The following is a 21,025-nucleotide window of genomic DNA, read 5'->3' on the forward strand; positions in this document are numbered from 1 at the left end:
AAAGCCAATCAAACCGAAGTTGATAGACAGATTGCAGCAGTAACAAGCGGTTCTCCGAAAGGTGTTTATGCTACCGTTTCATCACTACAAACAGCATTTCCGGCAGGAAATACTAAATATTTCTGTCGTTTCAATTGATGGAAAATGATATTACTGGAATGGTTCAGCGTGGACAGCAGGAGGTACATATCACTCATCATCAGATTTTCCTGCCACTAATATTGTTTTAAATGCTAATTTTAGCAAAGGTGTTACTGACTGGGTAGCACTTTCATCATCACAAACAGCAAGTTCTAATAAACTAAGTTTAACTGGAGACGGTACTTCACATTTATAAGAAGTCTATAATAATAACCCAGCATTAACGATAGGACATAAATATACATTAGTTTAAATGCTGTGCTAGTTATTACTAATCCAACAGCTAATACCGTGCAAACTTTTCCAGTTAATCTTAATTAATCATATAAATTTAGAAGTGATTGGTTGCGAAATATCACTTCTGGTTCATTGACTATTGATTTTGGTTGCATGACACCGAAGGAGTTATTTCACAAACAAACATGGTGACTATAGATTCCGCCAAAACTCAAGGAAAATAGCAAAGGTCAACACTTAATATTACCATGCCACCTAACGCAATTCGAGTATCATTTCGTTTGCAACAGTCAAATATGGTTGGTACGGCAAAAATATATTTACCAATGGCTATACCGACTAACCAATATTGCTTTTTGTTAAAAAAAATATCACATGATATAGTAACGTTAACATAAAAAGGGAGCTTAAACTATTTGAAAAATCAAAACAGAATAGACTCATTAGACTCATTAAGAGGAATCGCCTCATTAATTGTAGTCATATTTCATTGCATGTTAGCTTATGCTGTTTTTTACGAAGCAAACTATTTTAACGTGTTCGCTAATGGTTTCGTAGAATTATTCACACTTTCACCTTTGCGATTAGTGTGGGCAGGCAAGGAGGCGGTTTTACTTTTTTTTATATTAAGTGGCTTTGTTTTGTCTATCCCATTTCAGAGTGGGAGAGCTCCTGCATATACTGAATATGTTGTAAGACGATTCTTTCGTATTTATCTACCTTACATCACAGTGATGATAGTATCTGTTATACTAGTCACTATATTTGCAGGCTATAAAGACGTTGATGGAATGAGTAGTATTTATAATAATAGGTGGGAGCATCCTGTTTCTTTAACAGCGATAATTGCATATATCCTAATGATTAATGTGGATACTGCAAATGTAAATGGAGTGGTGTGGACACTCTATCATGAGATGAGAATTTCAATAATTTTACCGTTATTCTTGATAATAATTAATAAATTTAAGTTTATTAAAGCCTCCATCTTGTCACTTGGTATTAATCTTATTATCTACAGTTTACTAAGAATTGTAATTACCATAATAGGGGGATCAGTAGCATCGGTTTTATTACAATTTCAAGAAACTATTTATTATTGCACGTTCTTCATTTTAGGAGCGATTCTATCAAAAAGTCGTTTGAATTTGGGTATCCTAAAAAACATAGGTTCTGCACCAAGAATATCATTATGGATTATAACATTGTTCTTAATAAATTGTAGATGGCTGAATGTTGTTTTTGATGTAATCAATAGTAAATTAGAGGATCTTGTCTCTGCTATTGGGATACTGCTACTATTTTCATTGATTCTAACATCAATTGTTGCAAATCGTTTGCTTACAATAAGGCCATTAATTTGGCTTGGTCAAATTTCATTTAGTCTATATTTGATTCATATACCTGTGTTAATGTTAGTGACGATATTCTTAGGTAAATTGATTCCATTGGAACTAGCGTTCATTTTAGTACCTTTCATCAGTTTACCAGTTGCTCATTTTACACATAAATACATTGAAGTTCCTTCAAATAAATGGGGTAAATCAGTAGCAAAGAAAATTGGGAAAATCGGCTTTTTCAACAAACAAAGTACTAATAATCAAAAAGCTTCTTAATTCACAAAAGGAGACAATAGCGACGTAAACTTTATTCAGCAAATCAGGGCTAAAAATGCTGGATTTATTGTTTACACAACGTTCATTTAAAAAAGTTTACGTCGTATGTTGCACAGAAGGCGAAAAAGTATGAAGCTGCAAATGAAATTAATAATATAAGGTGCCTGATACGACACGAAATTTGTCGAGGTTCAGTAAATTTTTACAGTATTTGGACATTAAATTTTGGTGCCTGTCACGCCCCGGATTTTGTCGAAGATTGATAGGCTTTTAAATAGAAATAAAATGATAGAATTAAGTTGCAACTGTATATTGTTGGGGTGGTGGATTGTTACGCTTCTTTCCGTTTTGGGAGGGAGGTGATAATCATGGAAACATTTCTTGAAATTCTACGAGAAGTTCTGAAGGGAGTTGTGCGTGAATTGAGCGCATATTTCTTTCGGAAAAACGTTCTAGAAAACAAGAAAACCACCTTACGCCGTCACAAGCAAAAGGGTGGTTCTCATAAAAATAACACATAGACAACCACCACCCTGACGGTAGAAGTTGCAGGGAGAAGTGTTGGTAGCACTTCTCTTTTTTTATTATATATCCATTATATACAAAATCATTCCCATTTAAAAGTGGAAAGAAATTTCAGTGCCAGTGCGTTGCGATCCTTAATTCCGGTGCCTGTCACGCCCCGATAACGCCCCGATATTTGTCGAAGATTGATAGTCATTTAGGTTGGTAGGAAGTGATAGAATGGAGTTGCAACTGAATGGTGTAAGGGTGACTGGTTGTTGATTTTCTTTTCCTTTATTCATTTTGTGTTTGTTTTGAAGATAGCCTAATAGAGTCTAGGAGGGTTTAGTGTGACGGTTAAGGTTTCGAGTATTGGTTTGAAAGGAATGGAAGGCTACCTTGTGCAAGTGGAGGTTAGGATTAAGACTGGTACCGAGTCGATGGTGATTGTCGGGTTGCCGGATGCTTCGGTAAAGGAGTCAAGGGAACGGGTTGTTGCAGCACTGGGGCACTTTGATGTAGATGTTACGGACCAGAAAGTGGTGGTCAATCTCTCGCCATCAGAACAAAAGAAAAAAGGGCCTCTTTTTGATTTGGCGATTGCGATTGCTGCTTTGAAGGAGCTGAACATGATAAGGGGCGAAATTCCTGCGAATACTGCGTTTATTGGCGCATTATCTCTTGATGGGATGGTGGTAAAGGCGGAAGGGATGCTGCCTGCGTTACTTGCTGCTAAAGGATTGGGTCTAAGGAAAGTTTATCTCCCTTTTGATTCTACAATACCCATACACATGCTGAAAGATTTGGATTGTATTGTTGTGCAGCATATCGAAGCAGTAGTTCAGCATTTAGAAGGTAAAGAGCTGCTGTCATTCCTCCCGAATCAACCCTCAAATGAAAAAATGTCTCCTTTTACGAACTCCACACAAAAAGATTTCCGTCATGTTATTGGTCATACACAAGCTAAACGAGCACTTGAAATTGCAGCAGCAGGTGAACATAATGTGCTTATGAGTGGTCCACCTGGATGTGGAAAAAGTTTGCTGGCAAAAACTTTTCCTTCTATCTTACCGATTCTTACTAATCAAGCCCAACTAGAAGTCATGAGTCTTTATCAACTTGCCGGAGAGAAACGGCATTTTCACCAACATGCTCCATTTCGACATCCCCATCATTCTGCATCTTCTGTAGCGATCATTGGAGGAGGTTCTTCTCCGAGGCCAGGCGAAATTTCACTAGCCCATCATGGGGTATTGTTCCTTGATGAAATCGCCGAGTTCACGAAAAAGACCCTTGATATGCTGAGGCAGCCTCTTGAGACTGGGGAAGTGACGATAAGCAGAGCCCATTCAACTGTCACCTACCCGTCCTCTTTTATTCTAATTGGAGCGATGGATGAACCCATGCTCATGTGGTTATCTTGGGTCAAATGATCATTATTGCACGTGTTTGCAAAAACAAATTCAACACTATCAAAGTCGATTATCAGGCCCTGTCTATGATCGGATTGATATCTTGCTATCACTAAAGTCGGTTAATCTAGTTCCATCATCACAGACTCATGATTCTTCGACTGTTATCCGGGAACGGGTTGAAAAGGCACGCCAACAACAATATCAGCGTTATCAAGCGGAAATCACGAATGCCAAAGTTCCGTTGGACTTGATCATGGAAACCAGTCCATTAACGACTGACCAACAAAAGATGCTCATGAATGTGGCTGCAAAGCAAAACTGGAGCAACAGGGTTCAAATCAAAATCATTCGACTAGCAAGGACCATATCAGACTTAGCTGGGGAGGAGCAAATAACCGATACAGCTTTTTGGGAAGCGATGACGTTAAGAAGATGGGGCATCCATAAAAAACAAACAGTTGCGAGGGAAACATAATGTCGCGAGAGAAGAGAATTTGGATTCCACATCGATTTTACCATATTGTTTGCAGGGGCAATCGGCGAGATCTCTTTTTCGAATGCAACTGATTTTCAAGCTTTTTTGTTTATCCTCTATCAGCTTCATGCATGATCTAGCCTCCTATTGGTTTAATGACCAATCATTATCACCTGCAGATTCGATCCCCCGAAATCCCATTCTCCAAACTCATGGCGCTCATCAACAAACGGTACGCAAACTATTACAATACTAAGTACCGGTTAACAGGCCATGTGTTTGAAAAACGCTATTATGATAAAGTCATTGAAGATAAAGAAGGGATGTTAGAAGTTAGTCGCTATATTCATTTAAATCCTGTCGAAGCAAATATGGTGAAACAGCCAGAAAATTATCCTTGGAGCAGCTACTATTTATTTAAGGATCCAAATTCCAATCCACCAAGATTTATGAATATTGAAAGCCTCTTACATTATTATGAAGGGGCACAAGAAATATAGGTGCAAAAAGCATCGGGATTGAGGGATGCTTTTTGCCTGAAATTCTGGTTCTGGTTCCCGCACCATCTTAAATGGCGCGATTTCCTATTTTTAAAGGAGAGTTGCCCGTCCATTATGATTCTTTTTATTGGTTCTAAATATCCTTCGAACATGGTAATGCAATTCATCCACGGGCTTGCTGTCAATTATTCTTGATATATCAGATGACTGATAGTTCTTACCTGAGCCATTATCTCGAGTTTCCCTATTTATCTTTTCCGCTACCTTGCTTACACTTCCTAAGAAGGCATATTCCTTAATTACTTTTTGTTCAAAGCTATTGGCCTCATAATTCTCTGCTAGGTCGATAAAAGATTGTAAATCTGCAATTTGGTTTTGTAATCTCATTATTTTGCGTTCTGCATGTTCAACATTCATAGATACTCCCTTCTTGGGAAAGATCCCACTCGGCTAAAGTTAAATTAGTATAGCCTGCAAGTAGATTTTCAAGGTAAGAAAAGAATGAACTAATCTGGGTTATCATCTCTTTCGATAATTCCAAATAGTAAACCATTTTTCTCTATTTCTTTAAAAAGCTCAGATGGAGTCATGTCAAAGTTTATAGCAAGATAACAGAAGGTTTCTAGGCTCGGCAAGTGCTTCCCTGTTTCGATATTGCTCATGGATTTCCTATTAATATGGCACCGAAAAGCTAGTTCCTCTTGGTTGAGTCGGCTAGCACGTCTATACCTCTCGAATAATTTCCCTAAATCTATTCTTTCATTATTCATGGAATTCTCCTTTTTCCTCATTAGATAATGAGGAGGGAGAAGTATCTATCCAGTTAACTACTCAAATGTTTCCCTTGGGAAACAAATAAATTTTTTCCCCAGTTTCTAGTGCTGCCGTTCTTTGTTGGGGAACGCGCAAAGGGAAAAGGATCGATAAAAAAGTACCAAAGCAATGGATTTGTGTTCAATGGCTGGTGTTAAATTTAAGCACTAGCCTTATTCAGCAGCAAGCCAGGGTTCCTTTTTAAAAGAAGTGGTAAGACAGTTGTCGACATTCTTTTTATGGATGTTAAGGGATAAATCGAGGATTAGAGGGGGCTATTTTTTTCAATTAAACGTTTAAGTAATGTTGAGAAGGGGAGAAATTCATAAATTCGTGTTAGTTCGGGAGAAATCAATCTATTTTTGTGGAAAATTAGGTGATGATCTGCTGCTAGCTTATGTAGTCCACGACAATCTTCTTTCTTCCAAGTAGGAGAGAATTCGTATAGAACAGTACTTTCAGCTGTTTTAATCAAACGTTTGAATAGTATAGCCTATAAGGAATGTGGTCGAAACGAAGTCGTTTTGTGGATAATGTGGGTTGGATGGGTTTCATCGATCATTTTAAAGCCATTTTTCAACAACATTTTCATGTGTGGAGAGGAGAGAATGTTTGTTTTTCAAGGCATGCAGCCATTTTAATTAATCGTTTGATTGAAAGGGAAAAGTGGGGAGAATGGTCGAGGTTTGTCAGTAGAACGACGGCATTTTGTTTGATTTCACGAATTTGTGAGTTGCTCAAAATTTTTTCCATGCGCCTGCTCTTCAGAGATGGAATTACTTATTGTCAGTTACATTTTGACTATTATTGAGTTTACATGCCAAACCCCACGTATCTAGGACAATCCATTTACATTCTTTTTTATTAATCCGAAAAATCCTCCGAACGTATTTATGTAATTCATCCATGGGTTTGCTGTCAATTATTCTTGATATATCAGATAACTGAAATTTCTTACCTAAGCCATTATGATTTCTACTTGACGGTTACATAAGGAAAAAAATAAGCCCAACTCAACTAATGAGAAAGGCTTTGCATTCACCACTATATATTTCATTCAGTCCATATATTTTTACCTTTAAGATAATTATCATTTACCTCTTCCTTACTAAAATACCAAAGAAGGATGGAATAAATAGAAAATACAGTTCTTATGTGTACTCGATTATTTAAGTCGTTTTTTAGTAATCTGTTTAGAATCTTTCTGTTAAAAAGTGATGCTACTTGACTAGATGGCATTGAAGAAATTAATTCCATTGTCTTTTGTTGCACCCTTTTTATTTCAACAACCTGCCAAAGATGAGCTTTCAATCTCTTTGCTTTGTCCTTTTGTTCGGGTGTTGCTTCTAGGTACCTATTTAGTTCTTTACCATATATTAGCTCGCTTAAACCAAATTTAGGTTTAGCAATGCTACTATACTCTCTTACATTCGGTTTTTCTCTATATTTTATAAAATTTTCATTAAAAATTTCTCTATCAAAAGGCAATTTAATTAAATCCTTATACAAATGACTCATGATATCAATACCCACAATATTTGCTGAGCGTAGCTCCTGTGGTAATGATAATGCACACCTTATGGCTGATAATGAATATAGCGGATCAAATCTAGAAGCAAACTCCGACCAACTATGGGATTGGAATCCTATATAATATCGATTTCTGATTCTGGTGTACAGGTAATCCAGATATGCATCTTGTCTTAGCCCATTATCTTTAGCCTCGTCACAAATATATGTAATTTTTTTAGCCAACTTGTTCTTAAAGGTGGCTGAAAATAAAGAATCATCATCATTTTCGTTAAAAAATACATTCCCCCATAATTTTGGTAATAAGGATAAGATATTTGTGGTATTTTCAGTAGTTCGCGAACCAAAGAATGACCTGAAACATTCTCCATAACCGCCACTAAGTATTATATTAGTTGTTTTTTGATAATTCCCATGAATTCCAGCAGATAGGATACCCCCAGAAAATTGCATGGGTAAGAGATATTCTTCCTCTAATGTAGAAGGAGTTTTCAACGTATTGTAGCCTGGGTATTCAGTCATTGTAAGATTAAATTCTGTTGATAACTTTTCTGCAATTAATCGATCGGCCAATTCAAATTGATCTGAACAAAAGAAGTGATAATCATCAGATGAATTTATATTTAGAATACTAGATAAAACTAGTCTCGAATCAAAACCACCAGTTAAATGCGCTATCTTATGGGCACCATCATCATAATTAGATACAGCGGTTATATTATTCTTTATTTCCGCTACTGCCCTTTCAATTTCTTCATTATAATTTGTGACCGGAGTAAAAAATTGCTGTTTCCATAAGTAATCCTTAATAGTAAATGAATGATTCTGTGCTTCAACGTATTGGAATGGCTTCAAAGCTTTGATTTCTTCATAGCTTGAATCAAAAAAACCGCCGTTTCCTGTACCCACTAATTCATTTAGATAATCCATAGACTTTTTTAAATGAATACCCAGTGCATTAAGTATACTTTTAATACTATTAATACTATTAGAAAATACAGTCACTGCTTCAGATCGAAAGTAAAAAACTATTCCTCCTGATAGAGGGTCGGTTATGATAGTCGCTTTATTTTCAACCTTATTAATTACATAAAAGCTTAATGAACCTCTTATATTTTTACCAATTGAGTCACTAGATAGATCATATATAATGTCATATGCATCACTGCTTTTTGTTATAAATTTATTTTTATAAACACCTGAGCCACTTATATCTATTATTATTTCATTTTTAGTATCGAAAGCTTTAGTAGAGGGAATAAAATAACATCCATCATAAATTTTAAAATTGCAAAGTTGATCATACTTATTTTCTGAAAAAACTATTGCAGGACAGTCTCTAAGCAATGTTGTAAGCCTACCTTCCTGTTTTTAATGAAAATTTTTTTCTTCTTTAGCATAATTCTACTAAAATAAAAACTTTATTACTATTAATATTTATATCATTATCAAATAAATAGATTTAATAAAATAATAAAGCGGTCCTATAGGAGAAATCCTCTATTTGTTATTCAGTAGCATAAACCGAATAATCAATCCTAATTTCGGTGCCTGGCACCACACGATTAAAAAAGACATCAAAGTGATGTCTTTTCATAATTTATAGATATTGAACGAACCATAGGATTTTTCCCAACAACTATTTCCCATATATTCTTTTTTTGGAATCTTCCACTAGTCTTGCTTTAATAACGGGCGCTTGTTCATAAAAAGTTCCTCCATCGTAATAAATGCTGTACTGGCTCCCGTTTAGGAAATCGCTGATATAGGATTGGCTTTTTGAATAATTGCTGACCATTTCACCATAGATATCAATGAAATCTCCTTCCACTAAGGAGGTTCCGGTTGGAAAAAGGACGAAAACATCATCACCGTAATAATCACCGTCCGCATATGATGTAGCTAGTGAAAGAATTGTTTTCCCACTGACTTCTTGGATGTTGTAAATCTTTCCGGCGAAGTGGATTTTCTCCCCTTTGTATGCCTCTGGGGCCTTTTTTAACTCTTTATAGTCTATATCCTTGCATTGTTCAGCAAACTGATTAAGCTTGATGTTCCTGATATACTTTTGTGCTTCTTCATATCTTTTCGATTTTTTATTTACCATTTCTAGCTCTTTTAGCGCTTTTTGTTCCTGTCCATCATGCATGAAAGCAATCCCGTTATTAAAACGTTCTTCATCTTTATTAACTTGTGCTTCCACCTGCTTCTTTTTACTTTCTTCTTTTTCTTTTTTTTGTTGTACTTTTAATTTCTCTTTAACTTGGTTCAATAACTTAGAGGCATCTTGAGAAGATGGGTCAATTTTTAGAACTTGATCTAAATCTTTTTTTGCCAATGTATATTCTGATTTACCAATATGAGTTTCTGCACTCATCATAAGTGAATCGATTTGACTTGAGTTCTTCGGCGATTTCGCAATCGCGGCAGCTTTCTCTGGTTCTTCCGATTCGGAGGTTGTTATTCCTATGACTAATAAAGCAGCAAAACAGAAACCCGTTGCTCCTGCTAATACACCAAAAAATACAAGTACTTTCCTTTTCCAACCTTTAACGACCTTCACAATTTCTTTTTCTATAATAGTATCTAGCTTCTTGACGGGTACATTTAGCTTTTTATCGCTTAGCTCATCATAAACTTTTCCCTTTAAACTCTTAATTAGTTCATGTTCTTTGAAAGTTTTGTTTTTAAGATACCTTATAGTGTTAGGGTGTTTTTTGATAATTCTTCTAATCTTCCTCTTTAACGAAAATCTACTTTTGATTAACATGAAAGCTATTATTAGCAATGCTATAATAATTAACCAACTACTCAAGTTCTTACCTCCCAACAATCTATGCAACTATATGTATGATTTAGAAAAAAGGCTGGAATAAACATGAAATGTTATAGTTAAATATTACTATATTTTATAAAAACTTAAAGACTGAATTTTTAATACTAGCGCCGTAGTTAAATTTAGACATATAAAAACTGCACCTCCACTTGTTAGCTGTGTGTCTAACAAGTGGGGTGCAGTACAATTTCTGGTTGGCTGGCACTTTTTTGGTGGCTGTCTATATCGGGGAAGTAAACAAGAAAAAAGGATTGAATCCTACTGAGAATTCAATCCTTCTAACGATTAATATTCAGTTATTCAACGACCACCGAGCCTTTGTAAGGCGTATCTTCGCTAGATGTGCCAAGATATACGGTGTACTCGCCAGGCCTCACCACGAAGTCATGGTCGTAGTAGTCCCATACACTCATCGGATGGTTCGTAGCGCTCGGATCGATCGTGATGGTCACTTCGCGTGACTCATTAGGCTCAAGGTAAACCTTCTGGAACCCAACAAGACGCTTAGGTGGCTGTCCGTTGACAGGAATGCCTAGATATACCTGAACAACCTCAGCTCCAGCAACTTTTCCTGTATTGGTTACAGTCACATTAACCGTGATAGGGGACTTGCCATCAGTTTGTGATGGTGTTACAGAGAATCCAGAAAGCTCAAAGGACGTGTAGGATAGGCCGTACCCAAACGGGAATAATGGCTTAATTTCTTGAGACTGGAACCAGCGGTAGCCCATGTTGAGGCCCTCAGAATAACGGATAACCGGGAAGCCATTGCCTTCATCTGTACCAGGATAGCGCTCAGCGTTGTCTGCGTACAAAAGATCGCCCTCGGAAGCTGCGTATGTGGTAGGCACCTTGCCGGATGGATTGACAATGCCGAAGAGTAAGTCGGCAACGACGTGACCATCTTCCGTGCCTTGATTCCATACTTCCAGAACTGCTTTCGCCTTGGAGATCCATGGCATCATCACAGGGCTGCTGTCTTTCATCACGACAACCGTTTGCGGATTGATTTCCAGTAGTTCATCGACCATGCGATTTTGGTCGTTCAGCATGTTTGGACTAGGTAAATCGGCACCCTCAGTGGCAACTAAGCCGGCCATTAGAATCACCACGCCAGCTTTAGTGGCAGCCGCTTTCGCTTCTTCAAGGTTCGACAAATCTTTAGCGACAGTGACCTTGCTGACCAACGCATTAGAACCAAGACCTTGCAGGACATTCTGCATGCCTTCTACCGGTGGTACCGTGTAGAGCGGAGTGACCTTGGATGAGCCGCCACCGCCATTGCAGGCGTCATCAACGAACTCAGACTGACCGATGATCACGATGGAATTATAGGCTTTCGGGTCGAGCGGCAGTGTCTCGCCTTCATTCTTCAGAAGAATAGCGGTCTGGGAGCCAATTTTTCGAGAGATGGCACCATGACCTTTTGCATCGATCTCACCTGGATTGTAAGGACGCTCAAACTGTCCGAAACGGAACATCTGCGTGTAGCGGCGGATCAGGGCACGGTCGACGGTTTGGATCTCAAGGCTTGAGTCATCAAGGGCATTCTTGACATTCGTCTCGTTTAACCACTTGGCATCCGGCATTTCATGGTCCATACCAGCGTTCAATGATCCTGCAGCAGAACGGCATGACCAGAAATCAGATTGCACGTAACCCTGGAAACCCCACTCGTCACGAAGAATATCGTTAAGGATATAGCGGTTTTCCGTTGCGTAAGTGCCACGAACACGGTTGTAGGCGCTCATGATCGCGGCAATGTCACCGTCCTTGACCAACATTTCGAATGGAAGCAGGTACAGCTCGCGCAATACGTGCTCATCCACCTCGACACTCGTGCGGAAGCGCTCGTACTCCTGATCGTTAACCACATAATGCTTACCCATGGCAATAATGCCGTGTTCCTGGATGGCCTTGGTCACCTCGACGCCCATCACCCCGGAAAGGTACGGATCTTCTGAAAAATATTCAAAGTTACGGCCAGCAATCGGAGTTCGATGTAAACAAACGCCCGGTCCTTCTAGTACATGCTGGCCAAGTGTTGCAGACTCAGAACCAATAATGTCGCCGTACTCACGTGCAAGCTCAGGATCAAAGCCAGCAGCAAGACCGATGGACATTGGTAATGCTGTAGCGGCTGGACTCGGATATCCATCGCCCATACCCACACCTACTGGGCCGTTGGTAATCCGAAAGCGCGGGATCCCCAGTTCATCGATACCCGTTACATGGCGCTCTATCCGGATTTGGGCCATGAGTTGCTCTTGCTCCTCCGCGTTCATAGTACTCATTTTATCCGCTGACGCCAATTCGTAGATATTGATCGTCTCCATCGCGCCGTGAAGCTGAGCGATTTTCTGCTCCAAGGTCATCGCGGCTACGAGCTTCTCAGCACGCTCACGTGGCGACAATGACTTGTCCATCCATGGAAACTGACTATTCTTTTCTGTCTCTGTTTTAAGTTGATTATTCATGTAGAAAGCTCCTCACACCATATTTTTTATAAAAATGATCGTATTCTACTGCTTTTTCCGTTTAAACCTAAAACGCTTACAAATTTAAGATATCCAGATACCCTTCAAAGATTATAAAATACTCCAAGTGGAGCAAGTAAAATTTCCCTGTTATATCCGGATAAATCCTCTTTTATGATTGGGTATCCTTTCATCATTATATTATTTTTCTCATCCTTTTTATCGTACTATTTTTACTATATTAGTAAATATTTGATGAATTTTGAAGTTTTGGTGCCTGTCATTCTTCACCTGCCGTAAGGTCGAGTTCAAATCCATTAGGAATAGCTCGTCCCGTTGTAAACGATTTTGTTGGTGGCCTTTCAGGCTTTTGGTTCTTTTGATACAAATCAATTTCTTCAGCGGTCAATAACGATTCATTTTCCCAGTTCTTCAGAATGCCAACAATATAATTCAGCTTTCGCTTATTATTGGCACACGCAATAGTCATGGCTTTTAAAATTACATCTTTCGGTTGTAAAAAACGAGAATCATCCAGCCACGACAACAACTGCTGTTTGGCATTCGTGTTCGAAAAACCAAAGCCATTCGAGTCCCAAAACTCCATAATTTCTTGTACATCTTCGGTCTTTGAATTTTCCTGCAAGGGATTTTCTACTAGATGATTCTCTATATTGGGATTAAAAGCTTTTTGTTGTTGTTTTTCATTTTTATTTTCTTTTTCTTTTTGCCCACGTATCGTATCACGAGACCGTAACGTATCGTCATTTTCTTCATATTCCGTTATGTATGCATCACTTTCTTCTTGAACTCCGCCTTCCTTGCCGAAAACAATTGCTTTGCTTTTATAAAAGGATTGATACAAGCTGCGAATTTCTTCTTTAAGAATGGATTCCGCAACATATTGAATAAGTGAGGTATCCTCGACATCCTTTAATTCGGAATAAATACAATCCATGACCGGTTTCCCGCCTTTAAGCAGGTTCTCTTTCCCCCAGTTTTTAATCGCAAGTTCTCTTGTTTCTGGATTGTACCGAATCAACTTGTGGTGCTCGATAAACCGCTCCATTAACGAAAGAACACTCTCGATCGAATAGCCCAAATCAAAGCCATTTGTTTTTTCGTAATTTTATAGATTCCAATTTGAGTTGTATTTGGATTCGTAAGCAGATATAAGTAAAAAAATTTATCCTCTGGGGTCATCTCTTCCAAAACAATCGGATTCCTCCAAAAATCAGTTTGCACCATTCGATATTTAGCCATATTCCACCACTGCCTTTCTTCTAATAAATTCTTTCATATATGATATATAGTTTTATAAAGAAAACAGACAGGATGCTTTTCATATAAATGAGAATATTTAATGACAAACAAATTGGTGGGAAATGGTTGATAGTTCGGGAGATCTATCAATGATTCTTAATGGTGTGAAAGAATGGGAATTCCAGCCAAACCAGCCAGTGGACCTAATTGTAAAGTATTTGATATCTGGAATAGAAGAAATTATGATGCATCGTTTGGCGTTTGGAGCACAGCAAATTAATACGGATCAGCAAATAAACCAGTTAGAGAACCAGATAATGCTCATATTTTTTGTAAATTTACAGAAATAATGGAAAAATATGTTGTGTAATGAACCACTTGTCTTTTATTATAAATGACAGGTGGTTCATTTAGTTATCTTAATAGAAATGCCCATCATAACGGCTGCTTTCTCTGAATAAATTGGTAAAAGAAGCAGAACAAAAAAATGAACGATTTTGCTAACTGACACGTACTATCTGTAGTTGAATTTTATCAATTAAAGAAAAACAAATAAATAAATAAATAAGGAAGTTGAAAATGATGAGTAAAGAGATTGAAGTGGTGATACAAGGACAATTTCCATTAGCAGCAACCGTAACGATCCCAGAAGGAAGCAGTGAAAAATTCCCTTTAGTTGTAATGGTACATGGAAGTGGACCAATAGATCGAGATTCGAATGCTAAAGGAATGCCTATGAATATATTTAAGGAATTAAGTGATGTATTGGCCGCAGAAGGTTTTGCGAGTATTCGTTATGATAAAAGGGGAGTAGGAGCGAGTAAAGGGGACTATTATGAAATGGGCGTGTACGATTTAATTGACGACGCTCAGGCTGTATTAGAATTTGCTAAAAAGGATCCTAACATAGACTCTGAAAATGTGATTTTACTAGGACACAGTGAAGGATGTATTATAGTACCATTCGTAAATGAGAAAGTTTCGGTAGATGGGATCATTCTGCTTGCCGGAATAGCTGAACCTTTAGCAGAAACAATGGCTTGGCAGCGTCAGGAAATAATGAAGGATTTACGATCTGTCAAAGGATTTCAAGGATGGTTACTTCGATTATTAAAAGTAGATGAAAAAATCACAAAAATGAATGATGACTTAGTAAAGGCGCTGCAAGCATCGGATGAGCCGGTTATTAAGTATAAAGGGAAAAAAATTAACGCTAAATGGAATCGGGAGACAACACTATTTGACGTTTCAAAACCGTTACAAAAGATCACGTGTCCTGTACTAGCTATTACTGGAACAAAGGATGTAAACGTAAAGGTTAGCGATTTAGAAAAAATTAAATCCCTTGTTCAAGGTGAATGTGAAACACATATTATTCAAGATATGACTCATATGCTTCGTAAAACAGATGTTGAATACAGCATGAGCAAAATCATGAATCATAATAAAAAATCACTTAAACAACCAATTGATTCGGAATTAAAAGATAAACTTATTGTATGGTTAAGAAACTGGAAGAATAGACAGGTTATCGTCGAGAAATCAGAAATGTTGGTAAAATAGAATACTAAAAAAATACCCCAAACGTTAGTTTTTATCTCTAACCTTTGGGGTTCCGTGTTAAGAAATTGCTTAGAAAGTCTCATAAAGGAACTCTCAAAATTCGGTCGACATATACATGACTGTTCACTTGTGAAGTAAGCTCACTTTAATGAATGGGTGCGATCATTTTTCATAAGCCTAAATATACATGCTCTCCGGGTTAATCAACTACAGCCACTCCCACAACATCCTCAAATGCAATCCTCTTAAACTGACCAGACCTAACTTCAATACGCATCTGCTTAGTAATCGGGTCGACATAATGAATGCGACCAGTAATGTCAGTGAAGGAACCATCAAACCATAACGTTACCTTTGCGGAAAAGTTCGATTCCATCGCATAAGCTATCCGCCGATCGAACTCCTCCAATTGATATTCGTCTAAGACTGGCCTTGCTGTGCGTTCCGTATCACGCCATAAATCGCGTTGCCCCTTTACTAATTCAGGTAATTGAAAAGCAGCTTGCCATTTAACTATACCTCGGTTACGTATCGCCATAATAATCACCTCGCTATCATTATATACGAACGAACGTTCTGTTTGTAAAACAAATAGAGAAAGACCATTTTGTTAGCAATCCTTAGCTTTCTAATTTCTGGGTCATACCCCTACAATCATTAGGAGTAAAGTGAAGATGAGTATCGGGGCTGATCTTCAATGCTTGGGATGCGATTTTAGCACTGCTCTCATTCCAAGGCGATCCAAGGTTCCTTTTTAAAAAGGAAGTGTGATAGGAACAGTTCTCGACATTCTTTTTATCGATTTTGAGGGGAAAGTTCAGGTTTGATCTATGTTAATCGATCTCCTAATCAAACGTTTGTGTAGTGTTGAAAAGGGGAGAGATTCCTAGAATGTTGTCACTTGACGAGTATTCTATCTAATTGGGTAGAAAGTTTGGTTATCATCAATGGGATTCTTGTTTGGATAACGACAATTATTTTCCTTGCAAGTGGGGGCGGATGGCACTAGGGCAGTATATTCAGCATTTTTAATCAAACGTTTGAATAGTATAGCCTATAATGAATTTGGTCGAAAAGAAGTCGTTTTGTGGAGAATGTGGATAGGACGGGTTTCAGCAATCACTCCAACGCCATTTTCCAACACCTTTTTCATGTGTGGAGTGATGAGAATGCTTGTTTATCAAGGTATGCAGCATGTTTAACTAATCGTTTGATTGAAAGGGAAAGGTGGGAAGAATGGTCGAGGTTTGTCATTCTACGTATAAAATTCCCTGCTTCTAGTCTATTAGCAAAATCTATTTTAGAGTGGCATTACACGTTTATCTCCTTGACAGGGCGGGGTCATGGGTTCAGGTCCCTCACAGGTTATTTTATAAAAAAAATTTTGGGCTGCCACCCTTTAGTGGAAGCGTTTCCTTTTTGAACTAAACTGACAGTTAGTGAAATAAGAAAAAAGCTGGCGAAGAGGCTGCCTATATTCAACTCAAGCACGCTCTAGTTAAGGGAAAAATATGGCTTTTTTTGCCTATTCAAACTGAACAAAGTAGTTACAAATGCCGATATATTTAATTGAAATACTTTATTGGAGAATATAGATATATGAGAAAAATGTGCTATTTTTTTAAAACTGTACATCTTTTTGAGTCAGGGGGTTAATATGGCAATACTAATTGGGATTTTAATAGCAATTATTCTTTATTTCCGCATCAAAAAAATTATCAGGATATTTTTTTCGTTTAGGTTCTGGATTGGGTTGGTAATGAATGCCGTTTTCTTTTATGGGGTTTATACATACTTTTCTACTATTAAAGACACGCTGAAGTATTATATCAACACCTATATAGATCCTTTAAATTTAGAACAGGTGGAATTTATAGCAATTATTTCTGCTGGAGCACTATGCTTCTTTATCTGGTTATTTTTATGTAGACGGTCTCGAGCGTTTGTTACTCCGTTTATTTTTGTTGTATCCGTTGCAACTTTGGGACTTGTAATTTTTAATGTTTCTGATGGTTTTGACTCAGCATTTGATGATGATTTTGATAGCAGTGACTCAACTTCAAATCAAACGTGGGTCGATCCACACGAAGTGAGTGGTTATGAACGTGGTGATGGTACACATGTATCTGGCTACATTCGAGACGGAGAAGGTGAAGGCTATCTACGAAGAGATTAGTATTTTTACAAAGATGTCCCATTTAGACATTCCCCTCATTCCGCATCTTCTGCAGCCATCATTTCGGAATTTACTCTGATATAAAAAATTTAGCATCCCGAAGAAAATCCGACTATTTTCGACACCTACAAGAAGAAAATTGTAGTAAATTAGTAGTAAATTAGTAGGATGTAGAATTGATGTTCTATTATTTTTTACCTAGAGTTTTATATAGAAGGGGTTTGGATGATGGCAACAGTGACAGAGGATGTCTTAAGCAGGATTCATGAAACGAATATTCTCCTCAATTCCAATATGCTTGATGCTTATGACGCTGCAGAGAAAGCCAAGACGGTTTCACAGGAGGTTCTTGTCGGCCTTGGCTCGTTGGATAAAGAGACAGAGGAAAACATCAACAATGCAAAGACAGAACTAACGAAACAATTACAAAAGCTGGAGAAAGACATCAATAAAGAAATCAATGAACTAACTAATAAATCGTTACAGAAAATCTCTAAAGATAATGTAGAGTTGAAGGACGCTGTGAAGCTCTCTATTAATGAAATGCAAATGAAACTGCAAAAATTCCAACAGCGTCAAGATCAGCAATTTCAAGCTCTGCAAAATGGCGTAGCACAACAGGCTCGTGATCAAAGAGAACTAGTCTTAGAAGTTCAGAAAAATCTATTTGCTAGTATAGACACCAGTTTTTCCAACCAAGAAAAGCTGTCAAGGAAGCTAAGCGAGTTAGCGAAAACTCTTAATAATCTAAATGAGGCTCAAGTGAAGAATCTGAATGAGCAGAACCAAAGCCTTAAGAAATTCCAAAAGAAATGGTATATAACAACGTTTATTGCTATTTTAATAGGATATTTCTTGTAGGGAGCTGCACACAAATGAAAATAACTATTTCTGAACATCAAATCACATTAGCAGGTCAGGAATTGATTGAATCTATTTCTCCTTACTTTTATTACCATAACCACAAAACGATAATTGGAGATAAGGTCGAAAAAGCGATCAATTTGTTCCCAGAATATATCTTTAATCTTTTTACAGAGAAAGATCAGGAAAAGATCGAGGCTTTCTTTGTTGAACTAAAATACTCACTAACCGAGGATGTGAGTACAATCCACTTACATCCCCTATTCCGGAGATTTGAAAAGGTGTTGAAAGACGTCTACCCAACAGCTTCCGTGAGCATGGCCGGCCAAAAAACGGAAATATACAGAAAACTGCCGATTGAACTGGAATATCAATTTGCGAATGTGTTTGCAAGCACATTAACTAGTGAAGTCATCAACACTTGCCATATTCCAGGACGGTTGTATCACAAATTAAATCAAATCATTCGTATAAGGCTGCCTTTATACTTTAAAGAACTTTTGCAGCAAGGGAAAACTACGATTGATTTGAAGGTAATCGATCATCCTGCCAATGTATTCGTTGTAAGGGAAGAGCTTCATAGTCACCGTCCTGCGCTTCAACGATTGATTGAGATTTATCAGCACGCCTATACGAACTATGACCAAGTCGTTAGGGCCCATTATCAGCTCTACGAAGGTAATTTCAAGGTTACCTTTATCAGTCCCTTTTCCTTTGGGAAATCGACGTTGATTAACGGACTGCTCGGTGAAGAAATGCTAAATATGGATATCCGCGCAGAGACGGCGATTATTACGAAGGTCGTTAGTGCCCAAACTAACCGACTGTTCGTGAAATACGATAACAACCAAGTCGTTATGGAACCGTATGACGACGTGGTCGAATTAAGAAGGAAGTTGCAGGATCTTACTGGTGTAAGAAGTAAGGAAACGCCTTCCGAGGTGCAAATCCATTATCACCTGCCGCATCTGCCAGGAATCACGATTATTGATGCTCCCGGGTTAAACTCACGGCATTCGGATCATAACCTAGTTGCATCGGATGCGTTCCAAATGAGCGACCTCATCCTTTTCTTAATTAATCCTGCCCATATTGGAGAGGCTAATTTTTCAAGCCAAGTGAAAGAGTTTCTTGAACAGATGAAAGAAACTGATAAAAAGTACGGCTTTGTTCTTTCAAAACTTGATCTATACAGTGATGATTATGAGGTAATTATGCAGGAGATGAAAATCGTCTTAAAGGATTTGGCTCCCATTTATGACGGGGAGGATTTATTATTCATATCCGGCTATTTTGCCCTTTATGGAAAGCTGCTCGCCAATGACAAGGCCGATCTTCATGATATCCGCAAGAATCGCGGGATTTTTATCATTGAGGATGAAGAAATCATTATGGGGCGCAGGATTGAAAAGCACCATGCAGCTTCACTAGTGACTTTTAGTCAAATTGAAAAGCTTGAACAATTCATACGTGAAAGAGGTGAACATCGTGCACCAAACAAACTCAATCTGGATCGTAGAAAACCGGCGGCAGCTAGAGTCCCTTCAGCAACTGAGACCAAGACTTCAATATAAAAAGGCAGTTTTGGAAGAAGATTGCGATATTCAGTCGCTGCCAAACTATGATATGGTACTTTTCCTGCTTACTCCAAGACAGATTGGCAACAAGTTCTTTATCCAAGCGATGGGCGAAGTACTTAGAGTACGCAGAAGTAGTAAAACGATTTTTTTAGCAATTGATGATCTATACAGCCTGGACGAGCAGGAGTCCTATAAAGTGATTCTCGAACTAAAGGATTCAATTAAAGAGTTGATACTGAACCCAGTTATATTCACGGTTTCCACCTATTATGCGGCACTCCATAGCCAGTATGAGCGCGGGGAGATTACCCTTGAGGACATTCGACAAAACCGGGATGTTATGATTCCGGCTGCTGATGGTGAGTTTCTAACCGGCCGGCAAATCATGGAGGAAAACCTCGACCAACTGGAGCCATTGAGCAAGATGGACAGGCTTTATCAGCTGGTCGCTGAATTATCAACAGGTATCCAAGTGACAGGGATTGATGTCAGCAAGAAAAACTGGCTCGTCCTCGGTCAGGAAAAAACGGGTAAGAGTATTGTCGGTGAGCTGTTGCAACATTCTTTGGGGGAGTCTTTTCATTTTATCGATAAGCCCCCTGAAGTAACCGAATTGGATAAATACTATGATGGAATGATCGTTATTGTAGATTTAGATATTCAAGACCATCTTCATTATCTAGAAAAAATTTGTTCAACGTATGTCGATATTGAAAAAATAATTGTTGTAAATAAATTGGATGATTTCATGTTTTATCAAATGAGCCAGCAGGAGCTGCAAATGGATATCAAAAAGAAGATTAAGAGCTTAACAAGCGAACCAGTCTTTTTTATTTCTGCTTATTATTACAAGCAATACCTTCAACTAAAAGAAGAGAACATGCAAATCTCTGAGATCATAGACAATCCTGCGATTGTATTAGTTGATTCGTTTAATTTTCCAATATCCAAGCAAAAAAGCAAAACCATCCTGCCAGAGCTTTTACTAAAACAATCAGGGTTCGACCGTTTACTACACCATTGGGAGTGAAATGA

At 38.0% G+C, this 21,025-nt stretch carries 15 protein-coding genes and 3 pseudogenes; 10 read left to right on the forward strand and 8 right to left on the reverse strand.

What is annotated here, in order from left to right:
• Positions 1-65 precede the first annotated feature (65 nt).
• Positions 66-200 (reverse strand): hypothetical protein, encoded by a 135-nt coding sequence (locus AC3ANL_RS01995; RefSeq protein ID WP_488327618.1) that lies wholly within the window; start codon positions 198-200, stop codon positions 66-68.
• 594 nt (positions 201-794) lie between these two features.
• Here AC3ANL_RS01995 and AC3ANL_RS02000 point away from each other — a divergent pair.
• The 4 genes and pseudogenes from AC3ANL_RS02000 to AC3ANL_RS02015 all read left to right on the forward strand — a co-directional run bounded on the left by AC3ANL_RS02000 (position 795) and on the right by AC3ANL_RS02015 (position 4,888).
• On the forward strand, positions 795-1,994 hold the full coding sequence (locus AC3ANL_RS02000) for an acyltransferase family protein (protein ID WP_488327619.1): 1,200 nt from the start codon (positions 795-797) through the stop codon (positions 1,992-1,994).
• Positions 1,995-2,362: 368 nt separating this feature from the next.
• Positions 2,363-2,515 (forward strand): hypothetical protein, encoded by a 153-nt coding sequence (locus tag AC3ANL_RS02005; RefSeq protein ID WP_488327620.1) that lies wholly within the window; start codon positions 2,363-2,365, stop codon positions 2,513-2,515.
• A 333-nt stretch (positions 2,516-2,848) separates the two neighbouring features.
• Positions 2,849-4,388 (forward strand): annotated as a pseudogene (locus tag AC3ANL_RS02010) (YifB family Mg chelatase-like AAA ATPase).
• Positions 4,388-4,888: pseudogene (locus AC3ANL_RS02015) on the forward strand (transposase). The pseudogenes AC3ANL_RS02010 and AC3ANL_RS02015 overlap by 1 nt, the downstream one beginning before the upstream one ends.
• Positions 4,889-4,978: 90 nt before the next feature.
• On the opposite strand, the gene AC3ANL_RS02020 reads toward AC3ANL_RS02015, so the two are convergent.
• From AC3ANL_RS02020 to AC3ANL_RS02045, 6 genes and pseudogenes are all read right to left on the reverse strand, one after another.
• On the reverse strand, positions 4,979-5,305 hold the full coding sequence (locus tag AC3ANL_RS02020; RefSeq protein WP_488327621.1) for a hypothetical protein: 327 nt from the start codon (positions 5,303-5,305) through the stop codon (positions 4,979-4,981).
• Between the two features lie 89 nt (positions 5,306-5,394).
• Positions 5,395-5,658: a helix-turn-helix domain-containing protein gene (locus tag AC3ANL_RS02025; protein WP_488327622.1), complete on the reverse strand. Its 264-nt coding sequence runs from the start codon at positions 5,656-5,658 to the stop codon at positions 5,395-5,397.
• A 1,096-nt stretch (positions 5,659-6,754) separates the two neighbouring features.
• Positions 6,755-8,578 (reverse strand): hypothetical protein, encoded by a 1,824-nt coding sequence (locus tag AC3ANL_RS02030; RefSeq protein WP_488327623.1) that lies wholly within the window; start codon positions 8,576-8,578, stop codon positions 6,755-6,757.
• A 292-nt stretch (positions 8,579-8,870) separates the two neighbouring features.
• Positions 8,871-10,046 (reverse strand): hypothetical protein, encoded by a 1,176-nt coding sequence (locus tag AC3ANL_RS02035; protein WP_488327624.1) that lies wholly within the window; start codon positions 10,044-10,046, stop codon positions 8,871-8,873.
• A gap of 317 nt (positions 10,047-10,363) precedes the next feature.
• Positions 10,364-12,544, reverse strand: a complete 2,181-nt coding sequence (locus AC3ANL_RS02040; protein ID WP_488327625.1) for a beta-glucosidase family protein — start codon at positions 12,542-12,544, stop codon at positions 10,364-10,366.
• A gap of 280 nt (positions 12,545-12,824) precedes the next feature.
• A pseudogene (locus AC3ANL_RS02045) lies at positions 12,825-13,807 on the reverse strand (DnaD domain-containing protein).
• A 149-nt stretch (positions 13,808-13,956) separates the two neighbouring features.
• Here AC3ANL_RS02045 and AC3ANL_RS02050 point away from each other — a divergent pair.
• Entirely contained in the window at positions 13,957-14,157 is a 201-nt protein-coding gene (locus AC3ANL_RS02050) for a hypothetical protein (protein ID WP_488327626.1), read from the forward strand.
• A gap of 229 nt (positions 14,158-14,386) precedes the next feature.
• Positions 14,387-15,370 carry an alpha/beta hydrolase family protein gene (locus tag AC3ANL_RS02055; RefSeq protein WP_488327627.1) on the forward strand — a complete coding sequence of 328 codons (984 nt, stop codon included), beginning with the start codon at positions 14,387-14,389 and terminating at the stop codon, positions 15,368-15,370.
• Positions 15,371-15,569: 199 nt separating this feature from the next.
• Here the strand turns inward: AC3ANL_RS02055 and AC3ANL_RS02060 are convergent, their stop codons facing one another.
• Positions 15,570-15,908, reverse strand: a complete 339-nt coding sequence (locus tag AC3ANL_RS02060; RefSeq protein ID WP_488327628.1) for a YolD-like family protein — start codon at positions 15,906-15,908, stop codon at positions 15,570-15,572.
• Between the two features lie 1,119 nt (positions 15,909-17,027).
• Here AC3ANL_RS02060 and AC3ANL_RS02065 point away from each other — a divergent pair.
• The 4 genes from AC3ANL_RS02065 to AC3ANL_RS02080 all read left to right on the forward strand — a co-directional run bounded on the left by AC3ANL_RS02065 (position 17,028) and on the right by AC3ANL_RS02080 (position 21,020).
• A complete protein-coding gene (locus tag AC3ANL_RS02065) occupies positions 17,028-17,546 on the forward strand; it encodes a hypothetical protein (protein WP_488327629.1) in 519 nt (172 codons plus the stop codon).
• 225 nt (positions 17,547-17,771) lie between these two features.
• On the forward strand, positions 17,772-18,407 hold the full coding sequence (locus tag AC3ANL_RS02070; protein ID WP_488327630.1) for a hypothetical protein: 636 nt from the start codon (positions 17,772-17,774) through the stop codon (positions 18,405-18,407).
• Positions 18,408-18,421: 14 nt separating this feature from the next.
• Positions 18,422-19,984 (forward strand): dynamin family protein, encoded by a 1,563-nt coding sequence (locus AC3ANL_RS02075; protein ID WP_488327631.1) that lies wholly within the window; start codon positions 18,422-18,424, stop codon positions 19,982-19,984.
• Between the two features lie 10 nt (positions 19,985-19,994).
• Complete coding sequence (locus AC3ANL_RS02080; RefSeq protein ID WP_488327632.1) at positions 19,995-21,020, forward strand: hypothetical protein; 1,026 nt, start codon at positions 19,995-19,997, stop codon at positions 21,018-21,020.
• The last annotated feature ends 5 nt before the right edge of the window (positions 21,021-21,025 follow it).

The sequence above is a fragment of the Neobacillus sp. DHD-1R genome (genome assembly GCF_057747995.1).